The organism is Streptomyces sp. NPDC041784 (assembly GCF_055591025.1).
The window spans coordinates 158,473-180,246 of record NZ_JBVJAB010000004.1 but is presented as its reverse complement, the minus strand read 5'-3'; the positions used below and the strand labels follow the sequence as shown (position 1 = coordinate 180,246).

22 protein-coding genes are annotated in these 21,774 nt (G+C 70.5%); 12 read left to right on the top strand and 10 right to left on the bottom strand.

What is annotated here, in order from left to right:
* Positions 1-10: 10 nt before the first annotated feature.
* The 3 genes from mctP to ACZ6D7_RS10240 form a co-directional block, all read right to left on the bottom strand.
* On the bottom strand, positions 11-1,639 hold the full coding sequence (gene mctP, locus ACZ6D7_RS10250; protein ID WP_469486564.1) for a monocarboxylate uptake permease MctP: 1,629 nt from the start codon (positions 1,637-1,639) through the stop codon (positions 11-13).
* Positions 1,636-1,902 carry a DUF3311 domain-containing protein gene (locus ACZ6D7_RS10245; protein ID WP_469486560.1) on the bottom strand — a complete coding sequence of 89 codons (267 nt, stop codon included), beginning with the start codon at positions 1,900-1,902 and terminating at the stop codon, positions 1,636-1,638. The genes mctP and ACZ6D7_RS10245 overlap by 4 nt, the downstream gene beginning before the upstream one ends.
* A gap of 219 nt (positions 1,903-2,121) precedes the next feature.
* Positions 2,122-2,886 carry a GntR family transcriptional regulator gene (locus ACZ6D7_RS10240; protein ID WP_469486557.1) on the bottom strand — a complete coding sequence of 255 codons (765 nt, stop codon included), beginning with the start codon at positions 2,884-2,886 and terminating at the stop codon, positions 2,122-2,124.
* Positions 2,887-3,331: 445 nt separating this feature from the next.
* Here ACZ6D7_RS10240 and ACZ6D7_RS10235 point away from each other — a divergent pair, with 445 nt between their 5' ends.
* The 4 genes from ACZ6D7_RS10235 to ACZ6D7_RS10220 all read left to right on the top strand — a co-directional run bounded on the left by ACZ6D7_RS10235 (position 3,332) and on the right by ACZ6D7_RS10220 (position 8,025).
* Positions 3,332-4,612: an extracellular solute-binding protein gene (locus ACZ6D7_RS10235; RefSeq protein ID WP_469486554.1), complete on the top strand. Its 1,281-nt coding sequence runs from the start codon at positions 3,332-3,334 to the stop codon at positions 4,610-4,612.
* A gap of 101 nt (positions 4,613-4,713) precedes the next feature.
* A complete protein-coding gene (locus tag ACZ6D7_RS10230; protein ID WP_469486552.1) occupies positions 4,714-5,703 on the top strand; it encodes a carbohydrate ABC transporter permease in 990 nt (329 codons plus the stop codon).
* Positions 5,700-6,536, top strand: a complete 837-nt coding sequence (locus ACZ6D7_RS10225) for a carbohydrate ABC transporter permease (protein ID WP_469486549.1) — start codon at positions 5,700-5,702, stop codon at positions 6,534-6,536. Before ACZ6D7_RS10230 ends, ACZ6D7_RS10225 begins: the two co-directional genes overlap by 4 nt.
* A 7-nt stretch (positions 6,537-6,543) precedes the next feature.
* Positions 6,544-8,025 carry a glycoside hydrolase family 3 protein gene (locus ACZ6D7_RS10220; protein ID WP_469486546.1) on the top strand — a complete coding sequence of 494 codons (1,482 nt, stop codon included), beginning with the start codon at positions 6,544-6,546 and terminating at the stop codon, positions 8,023-8,025.
* Positions 8,026-8,108: 83 nt separating this feature from the next.
* On the opposite strand, the gene nagB is transcribed toward ACZ6D7_RS10220, so the two are convergent.
* Positions 8,109-8,894 carry a glucosamine-6-phosphate deaminase gene (gene nagB / locus ACZ6D7_RS10215; protein ID WP_469486541.1) on the bottom strand — a complete coding sequence of 262 codons (786 nt, stop codon included), beginning with the start codon at positions 8,892-8,894 and terminating at the stop codon, positions 8,109-8,111.
* A 526-nt stretch (positions 8,895-9,420) separates the two neighbouring features.
* Here nagB and ACZ6D7_RS10210 point away from each other — a divergent pair.
* Positions 9,421-10,896: a sensor histidine kinase gene (locus ACZ6D7_RS10210; RefSeq protein WP_469486538.1), complete on the top strand. Its 1,476-nt coding sequence runs from the start codon at positions 9,421-9,423 to the stop codon at positions 10,894-10,896.
* Positions 10,897-11,161: 265 nt separating this feature from the next.
* On the opposite strand, the gene ACZ6D7_RS10205 is transcribed toward ACZ6D7_RS10210, so the two are convergent.
* Together ACZ6D7_RS10205 and ACZ6D7_RS10200 are read right to left on the bottom strand one after the other, a co-directional pair.
* Complete coding sequence (locus tag ACZ6D7_RS10205) at positions 11,162-11,419, bottom strand: WhiB family transcriptional regulator (protein WP_016639615.1); 258 nt, start codon at positions 11,417-11,419, stop codon at positions 11,162-11,164.
* A 320-nt stretch (positions 11,420-11,739) separates the two neighbouring features.
* On the bottom strand, positions 11,740-12,708 hold the full coding sequence (locus tag ACZ6D7_RS10200; RefSeq protein WP_469486535.1) for a diacylglycerol/lipid kinase family protein: 969 nt from the start codon (positions 12,706-12,708) through the stop codon (positions 11,740-11,742).
* 171 nt (positions 12,709-12,879) lie between these two features.
* Between ACZ6D7_RS10200 and ACZ6D7_RS10195 the strand changes: the two genes are divergently transcribed.
* Positions 12,880-13,326, top strand: a complete 447-nt coding sequence (locus ACZ6D7_RS10195; RefSeq protein WP_469486532.1) for a hypothetical protein — start codon at positions 12,880-12,882, stop codon at positions 13,324-13,326.
* A gap of 12 nt (positions 13,327-13,338) precedes the next feature.
* On the opposite strand, the gene ACZ6D7_RS10190 is transcribed toward ACZ6D7_RS10195, so the two are convergent.
* The 3 genes from ACZ6D7_RS10190 to ACZ6D7_RS10180 all read right to left on the bottom strand — a co-directional run bounded on the left by ACZ6D7_RS10190 (position 13,339) and on the right by ACZ6D7_RS10180 (position 15,429).
* Positions 13,339-14,439 carry an RNA polymerase sigma factor SigF gene (locus ACZ6D7_RS10190; RefSeq protein WP_469486530.1) on the bottom strand — a complete coding sequence of 367 codons (1,101 nt, stop codon included), beginning with the start codon at positions 14,437-14,439 and terminating at the stop codon, positions 13,339-13,341.
* Positions 14,436-14,849: an ATP-binding protein gene (locus ACZ6D7_RS10185; protein WP_019058277.1), complete on the bottom strand. Its 414-nt coding sequence runs from the start codon at positions 14,847-14,849 to the stop codon at positions 14,436-14,438. Before ACZ6D7_RS10185 ends, ACZ6D7_RS10190 begins: the two co-directional genes overlap by 4 nt.
* Before the next feature lie 319 nt (positions 14,850-15,168).
* A complete protein-coding gene (locus tag ACZ6D7_RS10180; RefSeq protein WP_469486527.1) occupies positions 15,169-15,429 on the bottom strand; it encodes a UBP-type zinc finger domain-containing protein in 261 nt (86 codons plus the stop codon).
* A 60-nt stretch (positions 15,430-15,489) separates the two neighbouring features.
* Between ACZ6D7_RS10180 and ACZ6D7_RS10175 the strand changes: the two genes are divergently transcribed.
* Positions 15,490-17,088 carry a Na+/H+ antiporter gene (locus tag ACZ6D7_RS10175; protein WP_469486524.1) on the top strand — a complete coding sequence of 533 codons (1,599 nt, stop codon included), beginning with the start codon at positions 15,490-15,492 and terminating at the stop codon, positions 17,086-17,088.
* 83 nt (positions 17,089-17,171) lie between these two features.
* Here ACZ6D7_RS10175 and ACZ6D7_RS10170 read toward each other — a convergent pair whose 3' ends face one another.
* A complete protein-coding gene (locus ACZ6D7_RS10170; protein ID WP_469486521.1) occupies positions 17,172-18,059 on the bottom strand; it encodes a 1-aminocyclopropane-1-carboxylate deaminase/D-cysteine desulfhydrase in 888 nt (295 codons plus the stop codon).
* A gap of 173 nt (positions 18,060-18,232) precedes the next feature.
* Here ACZ6D7_RS10170 and ACZ6D7_RS10165 point away from each other — a divergent pair, with 173 nt between their 5' ends.
* The 5 genes from ACZ6D7_RS10165 (at position 18,233) to ACZ6D7_RS10145 (ending at position 21,751) form a co-directional block, all read left to right on the top strand.
* Positions 18,233-19,639 carry a family 2B encapsulin nanocompartment shell protein gene (locus tag ACZ6D7_RS10165; RefSeq protein WP_469486518.1) on the top strand — a complete coding sequence of 469 codons (1,407 nt, stop codon included), beginning with the start codon at positions 18,233-18,235 and terminating at the stop codon, positions 19,637-19,639.
* A gap of 44 nt (positions 19,640-19,683) precedes the next feature.
* Positions 19,684-20,742 carry a family 2 encapsulin nanocompartment cargo protein polyprenyl transferase gene (locus ACZ6D7_RS10160; RefSeq protein ID WP_469487913.1) on the top strand — a complete coding sequence of 353 codons (1,059 nt, stop codon included), beginning with the start codon at positions 19,684-19,686 and terminating at the stop codon, positions 20,740-20,742.
* 257 nt (positions 20,743-20,999) lie between these two features.
* Positions 21,000-21,194 carry a hypothetical protein gene (locus ACZ6D7_RS10155; RefSeq protein ID WP_469486514.1) on the top strand — a complete coding sequence of 65 codons (195 nt, stop codon included), beginning with the start codon at positions 21,000-21,002 and terminating at the stop codon, positions 21,192-21,194.
* Positions 21,195-21,203: 9 nt separating this feature from the next.
* The gene (locus ACZ6D7_RS10150) at positions 21,204-21,539 is read left to right on the top strand and encodes a DUF952 domain-containing protein (RefSeq protein WP_469486511.1); all 336 of its coding nucleotides are present in this window, start codon (positions 21,204-21,206) and stop codon (positions 21,537-21,539) included.
* Between the two features lie 47 nt (positions 21,540-21,586).
* A complete protein-coding gene (locus ACZ6D7_RS10145) occupies positions 21,587-21,751 on the top strand; it encodes a hypothetical protein (protein ID WP_469486508.1) in 165 nt (54 codons plus the stop codon).
* The last annotated feature ends 23 nt before the right edge of the window (positions 21,752-21,774 follow it).

Genomic DNA, 21,774 nt, shown 5'->3' with positions numbered 1-21,774 from the left:
CCGGGGCGGTCTAGTGGGACGTCCCCGCCGTCGCCGGTGGCAGTTCCACCTGGACGCCCGGGTCGCCCGCGTCCGCCGTGTAGTCCTCCGGCCTGGTCTCGTCGACGCCCTCGGGGGCCTTCGCGGCCCTGAGGACGAAGGTGAGGACCACCGTGACGACGACGTTGAGGACGAAGGCCGTGAGACCGATGTAGCCGATCTCGCCGATGCCGGGGATCTCCTTCGCCGAGCCGCCGAAGTGCTTCTGGGTCGGGGAGGCGACCCCGTACGCGGCGACCGTGCCGTAGACCATGCCGACCGCCCAGCCGGCGAGCAGCGCCCAGCGGTGGAACCAGCGGGTGAAGAGACCGCCGACCAGGGCAGGGAAGGTCTGCAGGATCCAGATGCCGCCCAGCAGCTGGAAGTTGATCGCGACGGTCTTGTCCATCGTCAGGACGAAGACCAGGGCACCCACCTTCACCAGCAGGGACACCAGCTTGGAGACCTTGGTCTCCTGCGCCGGCGTGGCGTCCGGCCTGATGAAGTCCTTGTAGATGTTGCGGGTGAAGAGGTTCGCGGCCGCGATCGACATGATGGCCGCCGGGACGAGCGCGCCGATCCCGATCGCCGCGAAGGCCACGCCCGCGAACCAGGCCGGGAACATGTCCTCGAAGAGCTGCGGGATGGCCAGCTGGCCGTTGGTGACCTTGACACCGGCCGCGATCGCCATGAAGCCCAGCAGGGCCAGCAGGCCGAGCATCAGGGAGTACAGCGGCAGGATCGTGGTGTTGCGGCGGATCACCTCACGGCTCCTGGAGGACAGGGTCGCGGTGATCGAGTGCGGGTACATGAAGAGCGCCAGCGCGGAGCCGAGCGCCAGGGTGGCGTACGTCCACTGACCGGCCTCGGCCGGGACCAGGGAGCCGCGCGGCTTGCCCGTCGCCGGGTTGGTCTGGCCGAACGCCTCGCTCGCCTTGGCGAAGATGTCGTCGAACCCGCCGAGCTTGATCGGGATGTAGATGATCGCCACCGCGATGACGATGTAGATCAGCGTGTCCTTCACGAACGCGATCAGCGCGGGAGCCCGCAGCCCGGACGAGTAGGTGTACGCGGCCAGCACGCCGAAGGCGATCAGCAGCGGCAGGTCCTTGACGAACCAGTTGGTGTTCTCGCCGCCGCCGACACCCATCACGTCGAGCACGGCCTGGATGCCGACCAGCTGGAGCGCGATGTACGGCATCGTCGCCAGGATGCCGGTCAGCGCCACCGCCAGCGACAGGCCCTTCGAGCCCCAGCGCCCGCGCACGAAGTCGGACGTCGTCACGTACCCGTGCTTGTGCGAGACCGACCACAGGCGGGGCAGGAAGGTGAAGATCAGCGGGTAGACGAGGATCGTGTACGGCACCGCGAAGAAGCCGGCCGCGCCCGCCGCGTAGATCGCCGCGGGCACGGCGACGAAGGTGTACGCCGTGTAGAGGTCACCGCCCAGCAGGAACCAGGTGACCCAGGTGCCGAAGGAGCGGCCGCCCAGACCCCACTCGTCGAGGCTGTGCTCGTTCTCGGCCTTGCGCCAGCGCGCGGCCAGGAAGCCCATGACCGTGACGGCCAGGAAGAAGATGATGAAGACGGCGAGTGCCACGCCGTTCACGCCGTCGTTCACTTCGCGCCGCCCCCGTTCCGGGACTCGCGGGCGCGCTGGTCACGCCGCCACAGCGTGTAGGCGACCATCGTGAGCACGGTCGAGACCAGCACCCACAGCATCTGGTACCAGTAGAAGAACGGGATCCCGATGAACGCGGGATCCACCTTCGTGTACGAGCCCACCCACAGCATCGCCACGAACGGCGCGAGCAGGCAGAGGGCGATGATGACGCGCGCGGGCGTCACCACCGGTTCCCTGGTTCCTTCCGGGGTGTCTGACATCGGCGGCTCCGTCCCCTCACTGATTGCCTTGATCACCTTTGCAATGCGCAGGCAATGTAAGTGACGGGTAAGCGCAGCGGAAGACCGCCTCCGCATATCGCCCCTGCATCTGCACGGTTCGGCCGCAGATCGGGACACTACCGGAAGGAGATCGGGACACCACCGGAAGGAGCCGGAGGAGCCGGAAGGAGCCGGAAGGACTCGCGGAGGGGAGGCTCCTCAGTCCGTGGGCCGCTTCAGACGCGCCACGAACTTGTAGCGGTCGCCCCGGTACACCGACCGCACCCACTCCACCGGCTTGCCCTCCTTGTCCAGCGAGTGCCGGGAGAGCATCAGCATCGGCAGGCCGACGTCGGTGCCGAGCAGACCGGCCTCGCGCGGGGTGGCCAGGGAGGTCTCGATGGTCTCCTCGGCCTCGGCCAGATGGACGTCGTAGACCTCGGCGAGGGCGGTGTAGAGCGAGGTGTACTTCACCAGGGACCTGCGCAGCGCGGGGAAACGCTTCGCCGAGAGATGGGTCGTCTCGATCGCCATCGGCTCGCCGTTGGCCATGCGTAGCCGCTCGATGCGCAGCACGCGGCCGCCGGCGGTGATGTCGAGCAGCCCGGCGAGGGTGTCGTCGGCGGTGATGTAGCCGATGTCCAGCAGTTGCGAGGTGGGTTCGAGACCCTGGGCGCGCATGTCCTCGGTGTAGGAGGTGAGTTGCAGCGCCTGGGAGACCTTCGGCTTGGCGACGAACGTGCCCTTGCCCTGGATGCGCTCCAGGCGGCCCTCGACGACCAGCTCCTGGAGGGCCTGGCGGACGGTGGTCCGCGAGGTGTCGAACTCGGCCGCCAGGGTCCGCTCCGGCGGGACCGGGGTGCCCGGCGCCTGGGTCTCCGTCATGTCGAGCAGGTGCTTCTTCAAGCGGTAGTACTTGGGCACACGCGCGGTACGGACGGTCGCCCCACCCTCGTTCTCCGCACTGCTGACGTCGGTGCTCATGGCCTGCCTTCCCGGCTCCTGGTGCCGAAATGGCCGACATGCATGTCGGCCGCGGCTCACATCGTGGCACGGCTTGGTGCGCGGATGTCCCGTGTGGGTGACCTCGCACGCCCGTGATCTCCTCTGTATACCTTCACGCCCGCCCTTGGTCTAGTCCAGGATTCCGTTTCCGGGGCCGGTGGCCGGCCCGGTGGTACACCCGCGCGCGGGCGCCCGATCCCCCTCCGTCCCGGTGGCCGAAAAACGAAAAGTCCCTGCATATCGCGGTCGCGTAACGGAGGACTCCACCGCGCTCGCACACCCTTGACAGCCCTATTGGTCTGAGCCAAGCTCCCGGTACTGGTCTACACCAATGGTCCAGGTCCTGGCCCCACGGACGGTACGCGTTGACGCTCGACCGCGGCGGGGAGGCAGGGGGGTTTGTGGCATCCCTGAGGAGGGTGGCGTGAAGCGCAAGCTGATAGCCGCGATCGGTATCGCGGGCATGATGGTCTCCATCGCGGCGTGCGGGGACGACAGTGGCAGCGGGGACTCGAAGGGCACCGACGCCAAGGAGCTGACGGTCTGGCTGACCGTCGACGCCCAGAACAACTGGCCCGAGCTGGTGAAGGCCGCCGACGCGGCGGTGCAGAAGAAGCACCCCGGCGTCAAGATCACTCACGAGTACTACGGCTGGCCGGACAAGAACGCCAAGCTCGACGCGGTGCTCGCCACCGACAAGGCCCCCGACGTGGTCGAGATGGGCAACACGGAGATGCTCGGCTACATGGTCAAGGGCGCCTTCGCCCCCCTCGACGCCGCGAAGTTCGACAACTCCTCCGCGTGGCTGGACGGCCTCAAGGCCTCGGTGACCTACGACGGCAAGACCTACGGCGTCCCCTACTATGCCGGCGGCCGCGTCGCCAACTGGCGCAAGGACGTCTTCGCCTCGGTGGGCGTGAAGTCCACCCCGAAGACCTACGCCGAGCTGACCGCCGCCCTCGACAAGGTGCAGAAGAAGGAGGGCGACAAGTTCTCCGCCTGGTACCAGCCCACCCGCGACTGGTACGCGGCCATGTCCTTCGTCTACGACGCCGGCGGCTCGATCGCCGTCGAGTCGGGCGGCCAGTGGAAGGCCAACCTCTCCTCGCCCGAGTCACTCAAGGGCCTCAACGAGTTCAAGAACGTCGTCGACACGTACATGCACGGCGACAAGACCAAGGACGAGTCCGACCGCTACATCGTCTACGGCCAGGGCAAGTCCGGCATGATCTTCGCCCCCGCCTGGGAGGGCGCCACGGCCGCCGCCCCGGAGAACGACAAGACGGGCAAGCTCAAGGACAACGTCGAGAACTTCGTGATGCCCGGCCCGTCCGGCAAGAACCTCCCCGTGTTCCTGGGCGGCTCCGACCTCGCCGTCCCCGTGAAGTCGGACGCGCAGGACCTCGCCGCCGAGTGGATCAACGCCTTCACCGGCCCCTCCGGCCAGAAGGGCCTGATGGCCAAGGGCAACCTGCCCAACAACAAGACCGACCTCGCCACCCTCAAGAACGACCCGGCGACGGCCGTCCCGGCCACCGCGGCCGAGTCCAACTGGTTCGTCCCGATGGCCCCCGGCTGGGGCCAGGTCGAGAAGGCCCAGGTGCTCCAGACCATGCTGCAGAGCATCGGCACCGGCAAGAAGTCGGTCGAGGACGCCGCGAAGGAAGCGGACGCCGCGATCGACAAGGTCATCAACACCAAGTGACCTGACGGCGGCGCCCCGCCCCGCGCCGGGCGCCGCCTCCCGTACGACCCGTACGGGGCTTCGCCTTCGTACGACCCGAGGGACCGCTGAGGAGCGCGCGGATGAGTGCCGCAGACACGACCACCCCTGCCAAGGTGCCGCCGACGCGGCCGTCACCCCCACCACGGGCCGACGTGAGCAAGCCATCGGGACGACGGGGCGCGGCCACCGCCGGCACCCCCTGGCTGCTGCTCGCGCCCTGTCTGCTGGTTCTCGCCCTGGTGATGGGCTATCCGCTGGTCCGCCTGGTCACGATCTCCTTCCAGAAGTTCGGCCAGTCCCAGCTCTGGGGCTTCCAGCCCGCCGAGTCCGTCGGCTTCGACAACTTCGCGGGCGTGCTGGGCGACGGCGAGTTCTGGCAGGTCGTCGTCCGTACGGTCGTCTTCGCCGCCGGCTGCGTGATCCTCACGATGGTCCTCGGCATGCTGATCGCGCTGCTCCTCCAGCGGGTCTCCGGCTGGGTGAAGACCCTGATCAACATCGCCCTGGTGGCCAGCTGGGGGATGCCGGTCATCGTCGCCACCACCGTCTTCAAATGGCTGTTCGACTCCGACTACGGCATCCTCAACGCGGTCCTGAGCAAGCTCCCCGGCGTCGACCTGATCGGCCACAACTGGTTCGCGAGCGGACCGCAGGGCCTCGCCGTCATCATGCTGCTGGTGATCTGGGGCGCGGTGCCCTTCGTGGTGATCACCCTCAGCGCCGGCCTCACCCAGGTCCCCGCCGAGCTGGAGGAGGCCGCCCGCCTCGACGGTGCCGGCGCCTGGGGCGTCTTCCGGTACGTCACCCTGCCCATCCTCAAGCCGATCATCGTGATGCTCACGACCCTGTCGGTCATCTGGGACATGGGCGTCTTCCCGCAGGTCTTCGTGATGCGCAACGGCCACCCGGAGCCCGAGTTCCAGATCCTGACGACCTACTCCTACGACCGCGCCTTCGTCGTCAACGACTACGGGCAGGGCTCGGCGATCGCCCTGATCACCGTGCTGCTGCTGCTCGGGGTGGTCGCCGTCTACATGCGTCAGATGCTCAAGATCGGAGAGGTCGAATGAGTACGGTGTCCGCTCCGGGGCGGTCGAAGCTCGGCTGGAACCTCCTCGGTCTCCTCGTCTTCGCCGTCGCCGGCTTCCCCGTCTACTGGATGCTCAACACGGCGTTCAAACCGGCGAAGGACGCCATCGACCCGGACCCGAGCCTGCTGCCGACCAGTGTGACCTTCTCCAACTTCGGCCGCGCCCTGGACATCGCCGACTTCTGGGGCCCGGTCGGGCGCAGCCTGGTCGTCTCCCTGGCGGTCGTCGTGATCGGCATGGTCGTCGGACTGCTGGCCGCCCTCGCCATCTCCCGGTTCGCCTTCCGCGGCCGCAAGATCGTGATCGTGGGCATCCTGGCGGTCCAGATGGTCCCGCTGGTCGCCATGATCATCCCGGTCTTCCTGCTGCTGAACGACCTGAACCAGTACGACAGGCTGTCCGGTCTGATCATCACCTACCTGACCTTCGTCCTCCCGTTCACGGTGTGGACCCTGCGCGGCTTCATCGTCAACATCCCCAAGGAGCTGGAGGAGGCCGCGATGGTCGACGGCTGCTCCCGCACCGGCGCCTTCGTCCGGGTCGTCTTCCCGCTCCTGGCCCCCGGCATGGTCGCCACCTCGGTCTACGCCTTCATCCAGGCCTGGAACGAGTACCTGTACGCACTGATGCTGCTCAGCCAGAAGAACCAGACCGCGACCGTCTGGCTCGGCAACTTCACCACCAAGCACGGCACCGAGTACGCCCCGATGATGGCCGGCGCCACCATGATGGCCGTCCCCATCGTCGCCCTGTTCCTCCTCGTCCAGCGCAAGATGGCCGCGGGTCTCACCGCGGGCGCCGTGAAGGGATGACGCCCCGATGACGACCATCACCAGCGGTACCGACACCCTGACCCGGGACGCGCTGACCGTCCTGCAGCCCGGCTTCACGGGCGTGACCGCCCCCGACTGGCTGCTGCGCCGCCTCGGCGAGGGCCTGGCCTCGGTCGGCCTGTTCGGCCGCAACATCGCCTCCCCGGAGCAACTCTCCGCCCTCACCGCCCAGTTGCGCGCCGAGCGGGACGACGTCCTGGTCGCGATCGACGAGGAGGGCGGCGACGTCACCCGCCTGGAGGTGCGCACCGGCTCCTCCTTCCCCGGCAACCACGCGCTGGGCGCGGTGGACGACGTGGACCTGACCCGCCGGGTCGCCCACGAGCTGGGCCGACGGCTCGCGGAGTGCGGGGTGAACCTGAACTGGGCCCCGTCGGCGGACGTCAATTCCGACCCGGCGAACCCGGTCATCGGCGTCCGCTCCTTCGGGGCCGACCCCGGCCTGGTCGCCCGGCACACCGCCGCCTATGTCACCGGCCTCCAGTCCGCCGGCGTGGCGGCCTGCACCAAGCACTTCCCGGGCCACGGCGACACGGCCGTCGACTCCCATCACGCGTTGCCGCGCATCGACGTGCCGACGGAGGTCCTCTCGGACCGCGAGCTGATCCCCTTCCACGCGGCCATCAGCGCCGGCACCCGGGCCGTCATGAGCGCCCACATCCTGGTCCCGGCCCTGGACCCGGTCCGCCCGGCAACGTTGTCCCGCCGCATCCTCACCGGTCTCCTGCGCGAGGAACTCGGCTACGACGGCCTGATCGTCACCGACGGCATGGAGATGCAGGCCATCGCCGGCACCTACGGCATCGAGCGGGGCAGCGTCCTCGCGATCGCCGCCGGCGCCGACGCCATCTGCGTGGGCGGCGGCCTCGCCGACGACGAGACGGTACGCCGGCTGCGCGACGCCCTGATCACCGCCGTGCGCACCGGCGATCTCCCCGAGGAACGCCTGGCCGACGCGGCGCGACGGGTACGGGCCCTGGCCCGCTGGACGGCCACGGCGTCCACCGAGGGCGGCGCGGCCGAACCGGAGATCGGCCTGACCGCCGCCCGCCGAGCCCTCCGCGTCACCGGCGCGGACGGCTTTACCCCGCTCACCGAGCCCCCGTACGTCGCCGCCCTCACCCCGGTCGCCAACATCGCCGTCGGCGACGAGACCCCGTGGGGCGTGGCCGCGGAACTGGCCCGGCTGCTGCCGGGGACGCGGACGGGCAGCTTCACCGGGGAGGACGCCGGTCGCGCGACGCTGGCCGCGGCGCAGGAGCGGCGGATCGTGGCGGTCGTCCGTGACGAACACCGCCACCCCTGGATGGCGGCGGCCCTCGACACCCTCCTGGCGGCCCGCCCGGACACCGTCGTCGTCGAGATGGGCGTCCCCCAGGCCCCACCGCGCGGCGCCCTCCACCTCGCCACCCACGGCGCGGCCCGCGTCTGCGGCCGAGCGGCGGCGGAGTTCATCGCCGGACGGTAGGCACGACGACGAAGGCGCCGGGTTCCTGGAACGGAACCCGGCGCCTTCGTCGTCGTACGGGAGCGGGGGAGCGGGGGCAGGGCTCAGATGCCCTGCCACTCCGGCTTGTCGGCGTAGGTGTGGCGGAAGTAGTCCGCGAGCTTCAGCTTGGACGCCGCGCCCTCGTCGATGACGACCGTGGCGTGCGGGTGGAGCTGGAGCGCGGAGGCGGGGCACACCGCCGCGACCGGGCCCTCGACGGTGGCCGCGACGGCGTCCGCCTTGCCCTCGCCCGTCGCCAGCAGCACCAGGTGCCGGGCCTCCAGGATCGTGCCGATGCCCTGCGTGATCACATGGTGCGGGACCTGCTCGATGTCACCCTCGAAGAAGCGCGCGTTGTCGACGCGGGTCTGCTCGGTCAGCGTCTTGATCCGGGTGCGCGAGGCGAGCGAGGAGCACGGCTCGTTGAACCCGATGTGCCCGTCCGTCCCGATCCCCAGCAGCTGGAGGTCCACCCCGCCGGCCGCCGCCAGCGCCGCGTCGTACGCCGCGCACGCCGCCTGGATGTCCTCGGCCGTGCCGTCGGGCCCGAGGAACGCCTCCATCCCGATGCCCAGCGGCTCCAGCACCTCGCGCCGCAGCACCGAGCGATAGGACTCGGGGTGCTCGGCGGGCAGCCCCACGTATTCGTCGAGCTGGGCGATCCGGGCCCGCGAGGTGTCCACGGCACCGGCGTGCACCTTGGCCGCCAGCGCCTCGTAGACGGGCAGCGGGGTGGAGCCGGTGGCCACGCCGAGCAGGGCGTCCGGCGTGCGCCGCAGCAGCTGCGCCATGGCCTCGGCGATGAGTTCGCCGCCCGACGCGGCGTCCGGAACGATGACAACTTCCACGCTGGGCCTGCCGTTCTGGAGAGATCTGAAGGGGGCTGCGAGCTATGTGGTTTAGACCAATCTAGCAGAGGTGGGTAAGGGCGGCATGGCCACGCGGTGGGGTCCGGGTGAACCCCTCGCCGAAATTGCCCCCTCGATCTGGCCCCGCACGGGAACCCGCACAGGCTAGGCTGCGTTGTGGATGCTAGGGCGTCCGAATAGTCGGCGCCTCCACAACAACGCACAGCCTCCCACTCATGGACACACCAAGTGGTCTAGTCCACAATGGTTCCTGAGAAGCAGGAGACGCAACACCAAGAACTTCCGTCTTCCCCGCACAGGAAGGCGGACCGAGGGTCCGGAGCTCTCTGCCCTGACTGCCCCGGCTCCTCACCTTCGGCCGACGGGACCGCACACCCCGCGGCCGATATTGCTCCGGGCTGCGGTGCCGGGAGGGTTGAGGGTCCCTCCCAGGCGCCGCGGCCCGCGGGTGTTTTCGGCCCCGGCGTTTTTAGGCCACGGACAGACCCGCGGGTACGCTCGCAACGTGCCCTCCATGAACGAACTCGTACGCCAGCACACCGCCCTCGACGACTCCGACCTCGAGTGGCTCCACCTGCTGGTCTCGGAGTGGCAGCTGCTCTCCGACCTCTCCTTCGCCGACCTGGTCCTCTGGGTCCCCACGAGCGACGGCACTCGCTATGTCTCCGTGGCCCAGATGCGCCCCAACACGGGCCCCACCTCCTACCAGGACGACATGGTCGGCCACCTCGTACCGCGCGGCCGCCGCCCGCTCCTGGACGCCGCCCTCGACGAGGGCCGGATCGTGCGCGAGGGCGACCCGGAGTGGCGCGAAGAGGTCCCCGTACGGGTCGAGTCCATCCCCGTCCGGCGCGAGGGCCGCGTCCTCGGCGTCATCGCCCGCAACACCAACCTGCTGACCGTGCGCACCCCCAGCCGCCTGGAGCTGACCTACCTCCAGAGCGCCTCCGACCTCGCGCAGATGATCGCGGCCGGCTCCTTCCCCTTCCCCAACCAGCAGATGGACATGGACGCCGCCCCGCGGGTCGGCGACGGTCTGATCCGGGTCGACGGCGACGGCCTCGTCCAGTACGCCTCCCCGAACGCGCTCTCCGCCTACCACCGCCTCGGCCTCGCCTCCGACCTGGTCGGCCACCACCTCGGGCAGACCACCGCGGAACTCGCCCCCACCCGGGGCCCGGTGGACGAGGCGCTGGCCAAGGTCGCCAGCGGCTGGGCGCCCCGCGAGTTCGAGATCGAGGCCAAGGACGGGGTCATCCAGTTCCGTACGATCCCGCTCAAGCCCAAGGGCACCCGCATCGGTTCGCTCGTCCTGCTCCGGGACGTCACCGAACTGCGTCGCCGCGAACGCGAGTTGATCACCAAGGACGCGACCATCCGGGAGATCCACCACCGGGTGAAGAACAACCTCCAGACCGTCGCCGCGCTGCTGCGTCTCCAGGCCCGCCGGATCGAGTCCGAGCGCGGCCGGGAGGCCCTGGAGGAGGCGGTGCGCAGGGTCGGCTCGATCGCCATCGTGCACGAGACGCTCTCCCAGAACCTGGACGAGCGCGTGGAGTTCGACGAGATCGCCGACCGGGTCCTCGCCATGGTGGCCGAGATCTCACCGGGCAAGGTCACCGGCCGGCGCAGCGGACGCTTCGGCATCCTGGACGCGGAGGTCGCCACCCCGCTCTCGATGGTTCTCACCGAGATCCTCCAGAACGCCCTGGAGCACGGCTTCCGCGAGGGCGACACCGGCACGGTCGAGGTCTCGGCGGTCCGCGGCGGTACGACGAAGGAGGCCCGCCTCCTGGTCACGGTGCAGGACGACGGTGTGGGCCTGCCCGAGGGATTCGACCCGCACACCTCCGGCAACCTCGGCCTGCAGATCGTACGGACCCTGGTGGAAGGGGAGTTGGGGGGAACGTTCGACATGGTCGCGGCACCGCTGCGCGGCACGCAGGTGATCCTCGACATTCCGGTGCTCGCACAGAAGTAGGAATCGCGCGGAAGCCGGAATCGCACAAAAGCAGAAGTCGCGCGGAAGCCGGAATCGCGAGAGCCGGAATTACGCAGAGTAAGAATGCGGTAAGGCCGGTCAGGCACAGCAAGAAGCCCCGGACCGTTCAGGGGTCCGGGGCTCAAATGCTCGTTGCCAGCGATTAGCTGCGCATCGGGGGTACTGCGCGCTGCGGCTCGGGGGCGGGAGATGCGTACTCGCTGTACGTGCCGCCAAGCTCAGGCTGTTTGTGGGGCGGGTGTTGTCAGGCGGAGGCCTGACGGGCCCGGTTGCGGGCGGCGCGGCGCTTCATGGCGCGACGCTCGTCCTCGCTGAGACCACCCCAGACGCCGGAGTCCTGGCCGGACTCGAGCGCCCACTGCAGACACTGCTCCATAACCGGGCAGCGACGGCAGACGGCCTTGGCTTCCTCGATCTGCAGCAGCGCAGGACCGGTGTTGCCGATGGGGAAGAAGAGCTCGGGGTCTTCCTCGCGGCAAACGGCGTTGTGACGCCAGTCCATGGCTGCTACCTCTCCTTGGTATTACGTGCAGGTTGCTTGTGAATGTGAACGCTTTCACGAATCCCTCAACAAGTGAAGGGCCAACCCGCCAGGTTCGCTGGCGTGGTCCTGTGGATTGAAGAGGGGTTCTGGTGATCAGTGGAGGCCGGTGTTGCGGGCCGTCCCGATCGCCACGTAGAGCGTCGCAAACCTCAGCGGCGGATACAACCCCTACCGGAAAGTTTTTTTTGATTCCTCGGTGTCGACTAGGTCACAGCCGTACTTCCATGGGGTGGACCCTGGCCTAAACGTTCGAGTGAAAGGACTTCAGCCCTTTCTGCTCACACAATCACACGCAGTGCACGGCGTACGCCTGTGAACGTCACGCTCGTACGCAGTCCGAGGTGGTCGCCGTCCATCTGGAGGGGCAGGGGGACCTTCGAATGCAAGGTGAACTGGTCCAGGTCGTGCAAGGAGTGGGCGTGCTTGCCGTGCGGGCCGCGCTCGGGGGACGAAGTGAGCAACTGGGTGCCATACCGGGCAACCGCGGCGGTGGACAGACGGCTGAGACCGAGTACGTCGAGCCCTGTATCGAACGAGGCCTTAGGCGACGCGTACACCGGGCGATTGCCCAGATAGGTCCACGGAGCCGTGTTGCAGACTATGGACAGCACCAAATCGGTCACCGGATCCGCGCCCGGCCGCTCCAGCGTGATCGACCCGTGCCGGCGCTGTGACTCGCCCAACAGTTGGCGAACGGCCTGCCGGAGGTAGAGCGCGTGGGTGGACTTCCGGCCCCGCTCCCGGTGCTGCTCGACCCGGCCGACGACCCCCGCGTCGAAACCGAGCCCGGCGTTGAAGGTGAACCAGCGCGAGGGCACCGCCTCGTCCTCCGAGCCCGGCGTGCCCGAGGCCACGCCGAGGCCGACCGTGCGCTGGCTCTCCTGGCGCAGCGCGTCCAGCAGGGCGCCGGTGGCCTCGACGGGATCGTTGGGCAGGCCCAGGGCGCGGGCGAAGACATTGGTGGAGCCGCCGGGGACCACGGCGAGACCGGGCAGGTTCTCCGGATCCGGGCCGGCGTGCAGGAGGCCGTTGACGACCTCGTTGACCGTGCCGTCGCCGCCGAGCGCCACGACCAGGTCGGTGTTCCCGCCCTCCGCGGCCTGTCGGCCCAGGTCACGCGCGTGCCCGCGGTACTCGGTGGTGACCGCCTCCAGCTTCATCTCGCTGGCGAGCGCGTGGATCAGGACATCACGCGTCCGTGCACTGGTAGTCGTTGCCGCCGGATTGACCACGAGAAGTGCACGCATGAGTTGCAGCGTACCTACTGGGTGGTACCCGGCACAGGCCGAGGTGCTGATCGGACAGGAGATCACGGGGTGAGGCTCGACACGAGCGGCGCGCACGGCCCGACACGAGAGGCGCCCACGCGCACGCGGGCGGCCGAAGGCCCCGCAGGGCCCGACGGCTACCCTGCAGGGGTGAGCAGTGAGCAGACTCCCGTCGCCCCCGAGACCGCAGGCGCCCGCCCGCGCCGCCTGACCTACGCCGCCGCGCTGACCGGCCTGGAAGGGCTGGCGCTGGTCGTCGGCGGGGTCTGGATCCTCGTCCTGGGGATCACCGGCGACCCGGACGACCGGCAGCAGGCCGTCACCGGCGGGATCACGCTGCTCGTGCTCGCGCTGCTGCCGCTGCTCGCCGCGCGTGGGCTGCTGGGCCTGCGCGGCTGGAGCCGCGGACCCGCCGTCATCACGCAGATCCTGGCACTGCCCGTGGCCTACAACCTGCTCCAGGCCGACAGCATGGCGATCCCGGCGGGCATCGCGCTCGCGGCCGTCGCCGTCGCGGCGCTCGTCCTGATCGTCAACGCCGAGTCGACCCGGGCCCTCGGGATCCGGGGGCCCGGCCGCGCTCCGGACCAGGGGTAGCCCCCGCGGGGACTACTCCTCGACCAGCAGCTTCTCCCGCAGCTGCGCCAGCGTGCGCGCCAGCAGCCGGGAGACGTGCATCTGCGAGATGCCGACCTCCTGCGCGATCTGCGACTGGGTCATGTTGCCGAAGAACCGCAGCAGCAGGATCCGCTTCTCGCGCGGCGGGAGGTCCTCCAGGAGCGGCTTGAGCGACTCCCGGTACTCGACGCCCTCCAGCGCCTCGTCCTCCGCGCCCAGGGTGTCCGCGACCGCCGGGGACTCGTCGTCGGTGTCGGGGACGTCCAGGGACAGTGTGGAGTACGCGTTGGCGGACTCCAGGCCCTCCAGGACCTCCTCCTCCGAGATGGCGAGCTTCTCGGCCAGCTCGTGGACCGTGGGGGAGCGGCCGTGCTGCTGGGACAGCTCCGCGGTCGCCGTGGTGAGCGCCAGGCGCAGCTCCTGGAGGCGCCGCGGCACCCGTACCGCCCAGCCCTTGTCACGGAAGTGCCGCTTGATCTCGCCGACGACCGTCGGGGTCGCGTACGTGGAGAACTCCACGCCGCGGTCCGGGTCGAAGCGGTCGACCGACTTGATCAGCCCGATGGTGGCGACCTGGGTGAGGTCGTCCAGCGGCTCGCCGCGGTTGCGGAAGCGGCGCGCGAGGTGCTCGACGAGCGGCAGGTGCATCCGGACCAGCCGGTTGCGCAGCTCCGCGTACTCGGGGCTGCCGTCGTTCAGTCCGCGCAGCTCGACGAACATCGCCCGCGCCCCGCTGCGGTCCCCTTCGTGACGGGGCTCGTGCTGCGTGCCCTGCACGCCGTGTTCGTCGTCTCGCTGGTGCTCGCTCATCGTCCCGCCCGTCGCCCTCTGTCGAGCCCTGGCCTCGGCAGCCCGGCCGGGGGAACCCCCGATACGCCTCTCCCGAGGCGAGCCGTCCTGCACGGCGTCTTCCGGGAGACCGGCCCCCGCGGAGGCCTGGTCGTCCTCCGGGTGCGGCCTGGCCTGCTCCGGAATGCCGTTGATGCCGTCCGCCGTCATGCGTCGGGAACCGTCCGGAGAGACTGTGTCCTCGGCCGGCAGCTCCCGTGTGCCGCGCTCTTCGTCCCGCACCGGCCCGTCCCCGTTCCTCACGCCGGCCCGGGTCCCGCGCCGCGCTGTTTGTAGAGGCTGATCGAAACGGTTTTGTCCTCGTCGACGGCGGAGGAGACCTTGCCCGCGAGGGCGGACAGGACGGTCCAGGCGAAGGTGTCGCGCGCGGGGGCGTGACCGTCCGTGGTCGGCGCCGACACGGTCACCTCGAGCGAGTCGTCGACGAGCCGGAAGACACAACTGAGCACCGAGCCGGGCACGGCCTGCTGGAGCAGGATCGCGCAGGCCTCGTCCACCGCGATGCGCAGGTCCTCGATCTCGTCCAGGGTGAAGTCCAAACGGGCTGCGAGGCCGGCCGTGGCCGTCCGCAGCACCGACAGGTAGGCACCCGCAGCCGGCAGCCGGACTTCCACGAAGTCCTGGGTCGCGGGCTCGCCTGCGATCTGGGACACCCTCACCTCCAAGGTGGTACAAGCTATTCGGGGCCGAGGGTCGCCCCCCGGGGTAACGCGTCTGTGGTGCAGCGGTGACGCTACCGCGCTCTCCGGTCTCCCGTCCCGGGACCCCAACCCCCTGGCGTCACTCACAGTAAAGCTGTGAACACGCTCCGTGTCTAGGGGGTCTGCGGAAACCCAAAAGGGAAGAGGGCGCGCCGGGTTGACGTACCCAGGCGTCAGATGGTCGAACCGTACCCGCCGGACGGCCGGACCGTCTCCGGAGTACGGCGCTACGACCGTCTCAGAACTACAACGTCCGGGCCGCCCGGGAAGTTCACACCAGGACGTGGTCGACGAAGCACCACCGCCAGCTCTCACCGGGTTCGAAGGTACGCATCACCGGGTGCCCGGAGTCCTTGTGGTGCTCCGTAGCGTGCCGGCCGGGCGAGGAGTCGCAGCAGCCGACGTGGCCGCACGACAGACACAGCCGCAGCTGCACCGGGTGGGTGCCGTCGCGCAGACACTCGGGACAGGTCTCGCCGAGCGGGACAGGTTCCGGGTCGGGCAGCGCGTCGGCGTGCGTGCACTGTTTCATGATGGCCAGATTACGACGGGTGTGCGGACGACCGTGCGGAAAAACGAGGGCGGGCGAGACATGGACGTGATGCCACTGCTGTTGCTGGTGGCGGGCAGTGCGGCGATCGCGGCGGCGGCCCGGCGCACCCCGGTGCCGGCCCCGCTGCTCCTGGTCGCCGTGGGACTGGTCGTGTCGTACCTCCCGGGGGTCCCCGAGTACACCCTCGACCCCGACATCGTCCTGCCGCTCCTGCTGCCGCCGCTGCTGTACACCTCGGCCTCCGACAGCTCCTATCTCGACCTGCGCGCGCAGGCCCGGCCGGTGGCCCTGCTGTCGGTCGGGTACGTGCTCTTCGCGACGCTCGCCGTCGGCTGGGCCGTGTACCTGCTCGTGCCGGGGCTGCCGCTGACCGCGGCGCTCGTGCTGGGCGCGGTCGTGGCGCCGCCGGACGCGGTCGCGGCGACGGCGGTGGCGCGCCGGGTCGGCCTGCCCTCGAAGATCACCACCATCCTCCAGGGCGAGTCCCTGCTGAACGACGCCACCGCGATCACCGCCTACAAGGTGGCCCTCGCGGTCGTGGTCGGCGAGGGCGCCTCCTGGGCCGGCGGCATCGAGGAGTTCCTGGTGGCGTCGGTCGGAGGCACCGCCGTGGGCCTGATCCTGATGGCCCCGCTGCACTGGCTGCGCACGCACCTCAAGGAGCCCCTGCTCCAGAACACGCTCTCCCTGCTCATCCCGTTCGTCGCCTACGCGGCGGCCGAGCAGTTCCACGCCTCCGGCGTCATCGCGGTGGTCGTCGTCGCCCTCTACCTGGGCCACCGCGCGTGGGAGGTCGACTTCGCCACCCGCCTCCAGGAGGAGGCCGTCTGGAAGATGGTCGCCTTCATCCTGGAGTCGGCGGTCTTCGCCCTGATCGGACTCCAGCTCCCGGTCGTCCTCAGAGGACTCGGCGACTACGAGGGGCCGGACGCCGCCTGGTACGCGATCGTGGTGTTCCTGGTGGTCGTCGCGGTCCGCTTCCTGTGGGTGTACCCGGCGACCTTCCTGCCGCGGCTGCTGTCTGCCCGCATCCGCGCGCGGGAGGAGAACCCCACCTGGCGCGGGCCCATCGTGATCGCCTGGGCCGGCATGCGGGGCGTGGTCTCGCTGGCCATCGCCTTCTCCATCCCGCTCACCGTGGAGCACGGCGACGCGCCCTTCCCGCACCGCAACCTGATCCTCTTCCTGACCTTCACCACCGTCATCGGCACCCTGGTCGTGCAGGGCCTGACCCTGCCCCCGTTGATCCGCTTGCTGAAGTTCCCCGAGCCCGACCCGCAGGCCGCCACGCTGGCCGAGGCCAACGCCCAGGCGCAGGCGTCCCGGGTCGCCGAGGAACGCCTGGACGCGCTCCTGGCCGACGAGCGCAACGCCCTGCCCCCGCCGCTCGCCGACCGGCTGCGCACCGTCCTGGAGCGCCGCCGCAACGCCGTCTGGGAGCGCCTCGGCCAGGCCAACCCGGTCACCGGCGAGACCGTCGACGACACCTACCGCCGCCTCGCCCGCGAGATGATCAGCGCCGAGCGCGAGGTCTTCGTCCGGCTGCGCGACGGCCGCTACATCGACGACGAGATGCTGCGGATCCTGCTGCGCAGACTGGACCTGGAGGAGGCGGCGGCCTACCGGGAGGCCTCATAGGCCTCATAGGCCACATAGTTCACGCAAGCCGCGCAGGTCACGCAGGCCACGCGGGCGTCGAGGTGGGGGGTCGGCGTCCGTGCTCACGCGGTGAACGGCGCCCCCGTCACCACCGCCGCGAGCCGGGTCCCGGGCGGGAACGCCCCCTCCTCGGTGAGGGTGACAAGGGCGTAGAGCGACTTGGCGACATAGAGACGTTCGAGCGGGATTCCGTGCCGGCGCTCGAAGTCTTCGGCGAAGGCGTCGAGTTCCGCGGGGACGCGCGCGTAGCCGCCGAAGTGGAATCGGTCGTCGAGGTGCCAGGCGCCGCGCCGGGCGCCGAAAGCCTGCTGCTGGAGGGCCTGTATCTCCTCGCCGAGGAAGCCGCCCTTGAGAACCGGAATCCCGAGGGCGCACTGTCCGGGGGCCAGTCCCGCCGCCAGTCCGGCGAGGGTCCCGCCGGTGCCGCAGGCCAGCGCGACGACGTCCGCCCGGCCGCGCAGCTCCTCGCCGAGCGCCCGGCAGCCACGCACGGCGAGCGCGTTGCTGCCGCCCTCGGGGACGACGTACGCGTCCTCGGCGCCGGCCGTGCGCAGGAGCGTCGCGAGGGTGTCCGGCTCGGCCTTGCTGCGGTAGGTCGCGCGGTCGGTGAAGTGCAGCCGCATGCCGTCGGCCGCGCAGCGGGCCAGGGACGGGTTCAGCGGACGCCCGGCCAGTTCGTCGCCGCGCACCACCCCCACCGTGGGCATCCCGAGCAGCCGGCCGGCGGCCGCGGTGGCGCGCAGATGGTTGGAGTAGGCGCCGCCGAAGGTGAGGAGCGTCCGGCCCGCCGCCCGCTCCAGGTTGGGCACCAGCTTGCGCCACTTGTTGCCGATCAGCTCCGGGTGGATCAGGTCGTCCCGCTTCAGCAGCAGCCGTACGCCGTGCCGCTCGAACCGGTCGTCGACCACCTCTTGGAGCGGGGAGGGCAGGCAGGGGCGCAGGTCGGTCACCCGGTCATTGTCGAACACCGTTCGCGGAAACGTCCCTCTTCCCGGCTCCGCGGTGATCCATTCCCGCTCTTTCGTGTAATAGCACGAGCACACACCGTGATGGAAGGCTGGCCGAGTGAACAGTGCACCGGCGCAGTTCGGCGCCCGTGCATGATTTGGGAGGGCAATTTCTCATGTCGGTAGGCGAAGAGGTCCGCACGGATTCGGGCAAGCCGCAGCAGAGTCTCGGCACCGCGGCCGCGCGGAACCTGGCCACCACGACCAAGTCCGCACCGCAGATGCAGGAGATCAGCTCCCGGTGGCTGCTGCGGACCCTGCCCTGGGTGGATGTGCAGGGTGGTACGTACCGGGTCAACAGGCGACTGACGTACGCGGTCGGCGACGGCCGCATCACGTTCGTCAAGACAGGCGACCGCGTCGAGGTGATCCCGGCCGAGCTGGGCGAACTGCCCGCGCTGCGCAGTTACGAGGACGAGGAGGTGCTGGCGGAGCTGGCCCAGCGCTGCCGGCAGCGGGAGTTCGGCCCCGGCGAGGTCATCGCGTCCTTCGGCAGCCAGACCGACGAGGTCTACCTGCTGGCGCACGGCAGGGTGGAGAAGGTCGGCACCGGCCCCTACGGTGACGACCAGGTCCTCGGGGTCCTCGCGGACGGCGCGTACTTCGGCGACCAGGCCCTGCTCGACTCCGACGCCATCTGGGAGTACACCGCCCGCGCGGACACCGCCTGCACGGTCCTGATCCTGGCCCGTCAGGACGTCGAGCAGGTCGCGGAGCGCGCCGACACCTTGCGCGAGCACCTCCGGCAGCTGCGGGCGATCCCCGAGCAGCGCACCAACAAGTACGGCGAGAAGGAAGTCGACCTGGCCGCGGGCCACGCCGGTGAGCCGGACATCCCACACACCTTCGTCGACTACGACGCCCGCCCACGCGAGTACGAACTGAGCATCGCCCAGACCGTCCTGCGCATCCACTCGCGCGTGGCCGACCTCTACAACCAGCCCATGAACCAGACCGAGCAGCAGCTGCGGCTGACGGTCGAGGCGCTCAAGGAGCGCCAGGAGCACGAGCTGGTCAACAACCGGGAGTTCGGCCTGCTCCACAACTGCGAGTACGACCAGCGGATCCAGCCGCACGACGGCGTGCCGAGCCCCGACGACCTGGACGAGCTGCTCAGCCGGCGGCGCGGCACCAAGATGCTGCTCGCCCACCCGCGCGCGATCGCCGCGATCGGCCGTGAGCTGAACAAGCGCGGCCTGGTCCCCGAGACGATCGACGTCGGCGGCAACCGGATCCCGACCTGGCGCGGCGTGCCGATCTACCCGTGCAACAAGATCCCGGTCACCGAGGCCCGGACCAGCTCGATCATCGCGATGCGTCTCGGCGAGCAGGACCAGGGCGTCATCGGCCTGCGCCAGTCCGGCATCCCGGACGAGATCGAGCCGAGCCTGTCCGTCCGGTTCATGGGCATCAACGAACAGGCCATCATCAAGTACCTGGTGACGGCCTACTACTCGGCGGCCGTCCTCGTGCCCGACGCGCTGGGCGTCCTGGAGAACGTCGAGATCGGCCGCTGGCGGTGACCTCCGCCACCAGGCCGTTCGCGACACGGGAATGGCGGAGGTCCATCGGCAGCCAGGGCGGGACCGGGCCGGGAGCGCCCGACGGGCAGGAGGCGACGGCGATCCTGGAGCGCGCACGGGTGTCCGTCGACCCCGAACTGTGCGCCGCCGTCGACGCGCTGCCCGGGCCGATCCGCCGGATCGCGCGCTTCCACTTCGGCTGGGAGACCGCCGACGGCACCCCTGCCACGGGCAATGCCGGCAAGGCGATCCGCCCCGCGCTCGTCCTCGCCGCGGCCGCCGCGCTCGGCGGCCCGGAGGCCCGGGCGGCGGCCGTGCGGGCCGCCGCGGCGGTCGAACTGGTCCACAACTTCACGCTGTTGCACGACGACGTGATGGACCGGGACACCACCCGCCGGCACCGCCCCACCGCCTGGACCGTGTTCGGCGACGCCGACGCGATCCTCGCCGGGGACGCCCTCCAGGCGCTCGCCCTCGGCATGCTCGCCGAGGACCCGCACCCGGCGTCCACGGCGGCCGTCGCCCGGCTCGCGGCCTGTGTGGTCGAACTCTGCGCCGGCCAGCAGGTGGACACGGCGATGGAGAAACGCGACCCCGCCGAGGTCGGTCTCGACGAGGTGCTCGCCATGGCCGAGGCCAAGACGGGCGCGCTGATCGGGTGCGCCTGCGCGGTCGGCGCGCTGTACGCGGGCGCGGCGGACGAGGACGTCGACGCGCTGGACGCGTTCGGCCGCGAGGCCGGGCTCGCCTTCCAGCTCATCGACGACGTCATCGGCATATGGGGCGACCCACGGCACACCGGCAAGCCGGCCGGCGCGGATCTCGCCGCCCGCAAGAAGTCCCTCCCGGTGGTGGCCGCGCTGACCTCCGGCACCCCAGCGGCCACCGAGCTGGCCGCGCTGTACGCGGAGCGGTACGAACCGGCGGACCTGGACCGCACGGCGCTCGCCGTGGAACGGGCGGGCGGGCGCGCCTGGGCGCAGGACCAGGCGGCCGATCGGATGTCCCGGGCGATGTCCGAACTGGCCCGGGTGATCCCGGACCCGGAGTCGGCGAGCGGTCTGCTGTCCCTGGCGGAGTTCGTGACCCGCCGCAGCGCCTGAGCCAGGGCGGAACCGCCGAGGAGCGGCGCCCGCGCACGACGTACGGGCGGCGCCCGACCCGCGACGAACGGTCACATCCCCGGACCCCGGCGTCTCCGTCCCCGGTCCCTGCGGCCCCTGACACCGCACGGCCGCCCGGCGGCGCCGGCCCGACGGGTCCCGCACATCCCCACGGTGTGCGGGGCCCGACCATGCCATGTCAGGTTCCCCGCGCACAGCGGGGAGCGCCGGCGCTCCGTCCGCCCTACCCTGAGGTCATGGACAGGGAACAACGCATCTGTCCCGCCTGCGGGCAGGCCGTACAGTCCGTCGTCCAGCGCCACAAGACGCTGGGCGCGTGGGTTCCGCGCTGGGTCGCGGGCCCCTGCCACAACCCGAAGTGCGAGGCGTACGTCGAGGAGGGTGCCGGGCCCGAACGGAAATCCGGTACCCCCGCGCGGCCCACCGGCTAGCGTGAGGCCATGACCGATCCCCTCCCGTACGTCCTGCACATCACCGAGCGGGCCCTGTGGAGTGTCGCCCGTGAGCGGGGCGCCTACGACTGGTCGACGCGTGGGCGCACCCTCGCCGAGGAGGGCTTCGTCCACTGCTCGACCCGCGCCCAGCTCCCGAAGGTCGCCGCCTTCCTCTACGGCTCCTACGACGGCCCCGACGACCTGGTCGTCCTGGTCGTGGACCCCGCCCGGCTGGACGTCCCGCTGAGGTACGAGGCCCCGGAGCCGGGCGGCGAGGAGTTCCCGCACGTGTACGGGCCGATCCCGGTGGACGCCGTGGTCGACGTGGAGCCCTGGCGGTGAAACCGGCCGGGGGAGGCCGGCGCCGGCGCCGGCGGTGGACCGTCGGCGTGTGGACCGCGACCGTGGTCGCGGTCGTCGGCGGAGTCCTGACCCTGTGGTTCCAGGACACGAACCGACAGGCGGAACGGCCCGACGGCCGGCCCACGACCCAGGAGTCGGCCGCACCCCTGCTCCACCTGGACGTGGACGACCCGGCCCTGAAGGAGCGCTGAGGGAGCCCTGAGGGAGCCCTGAG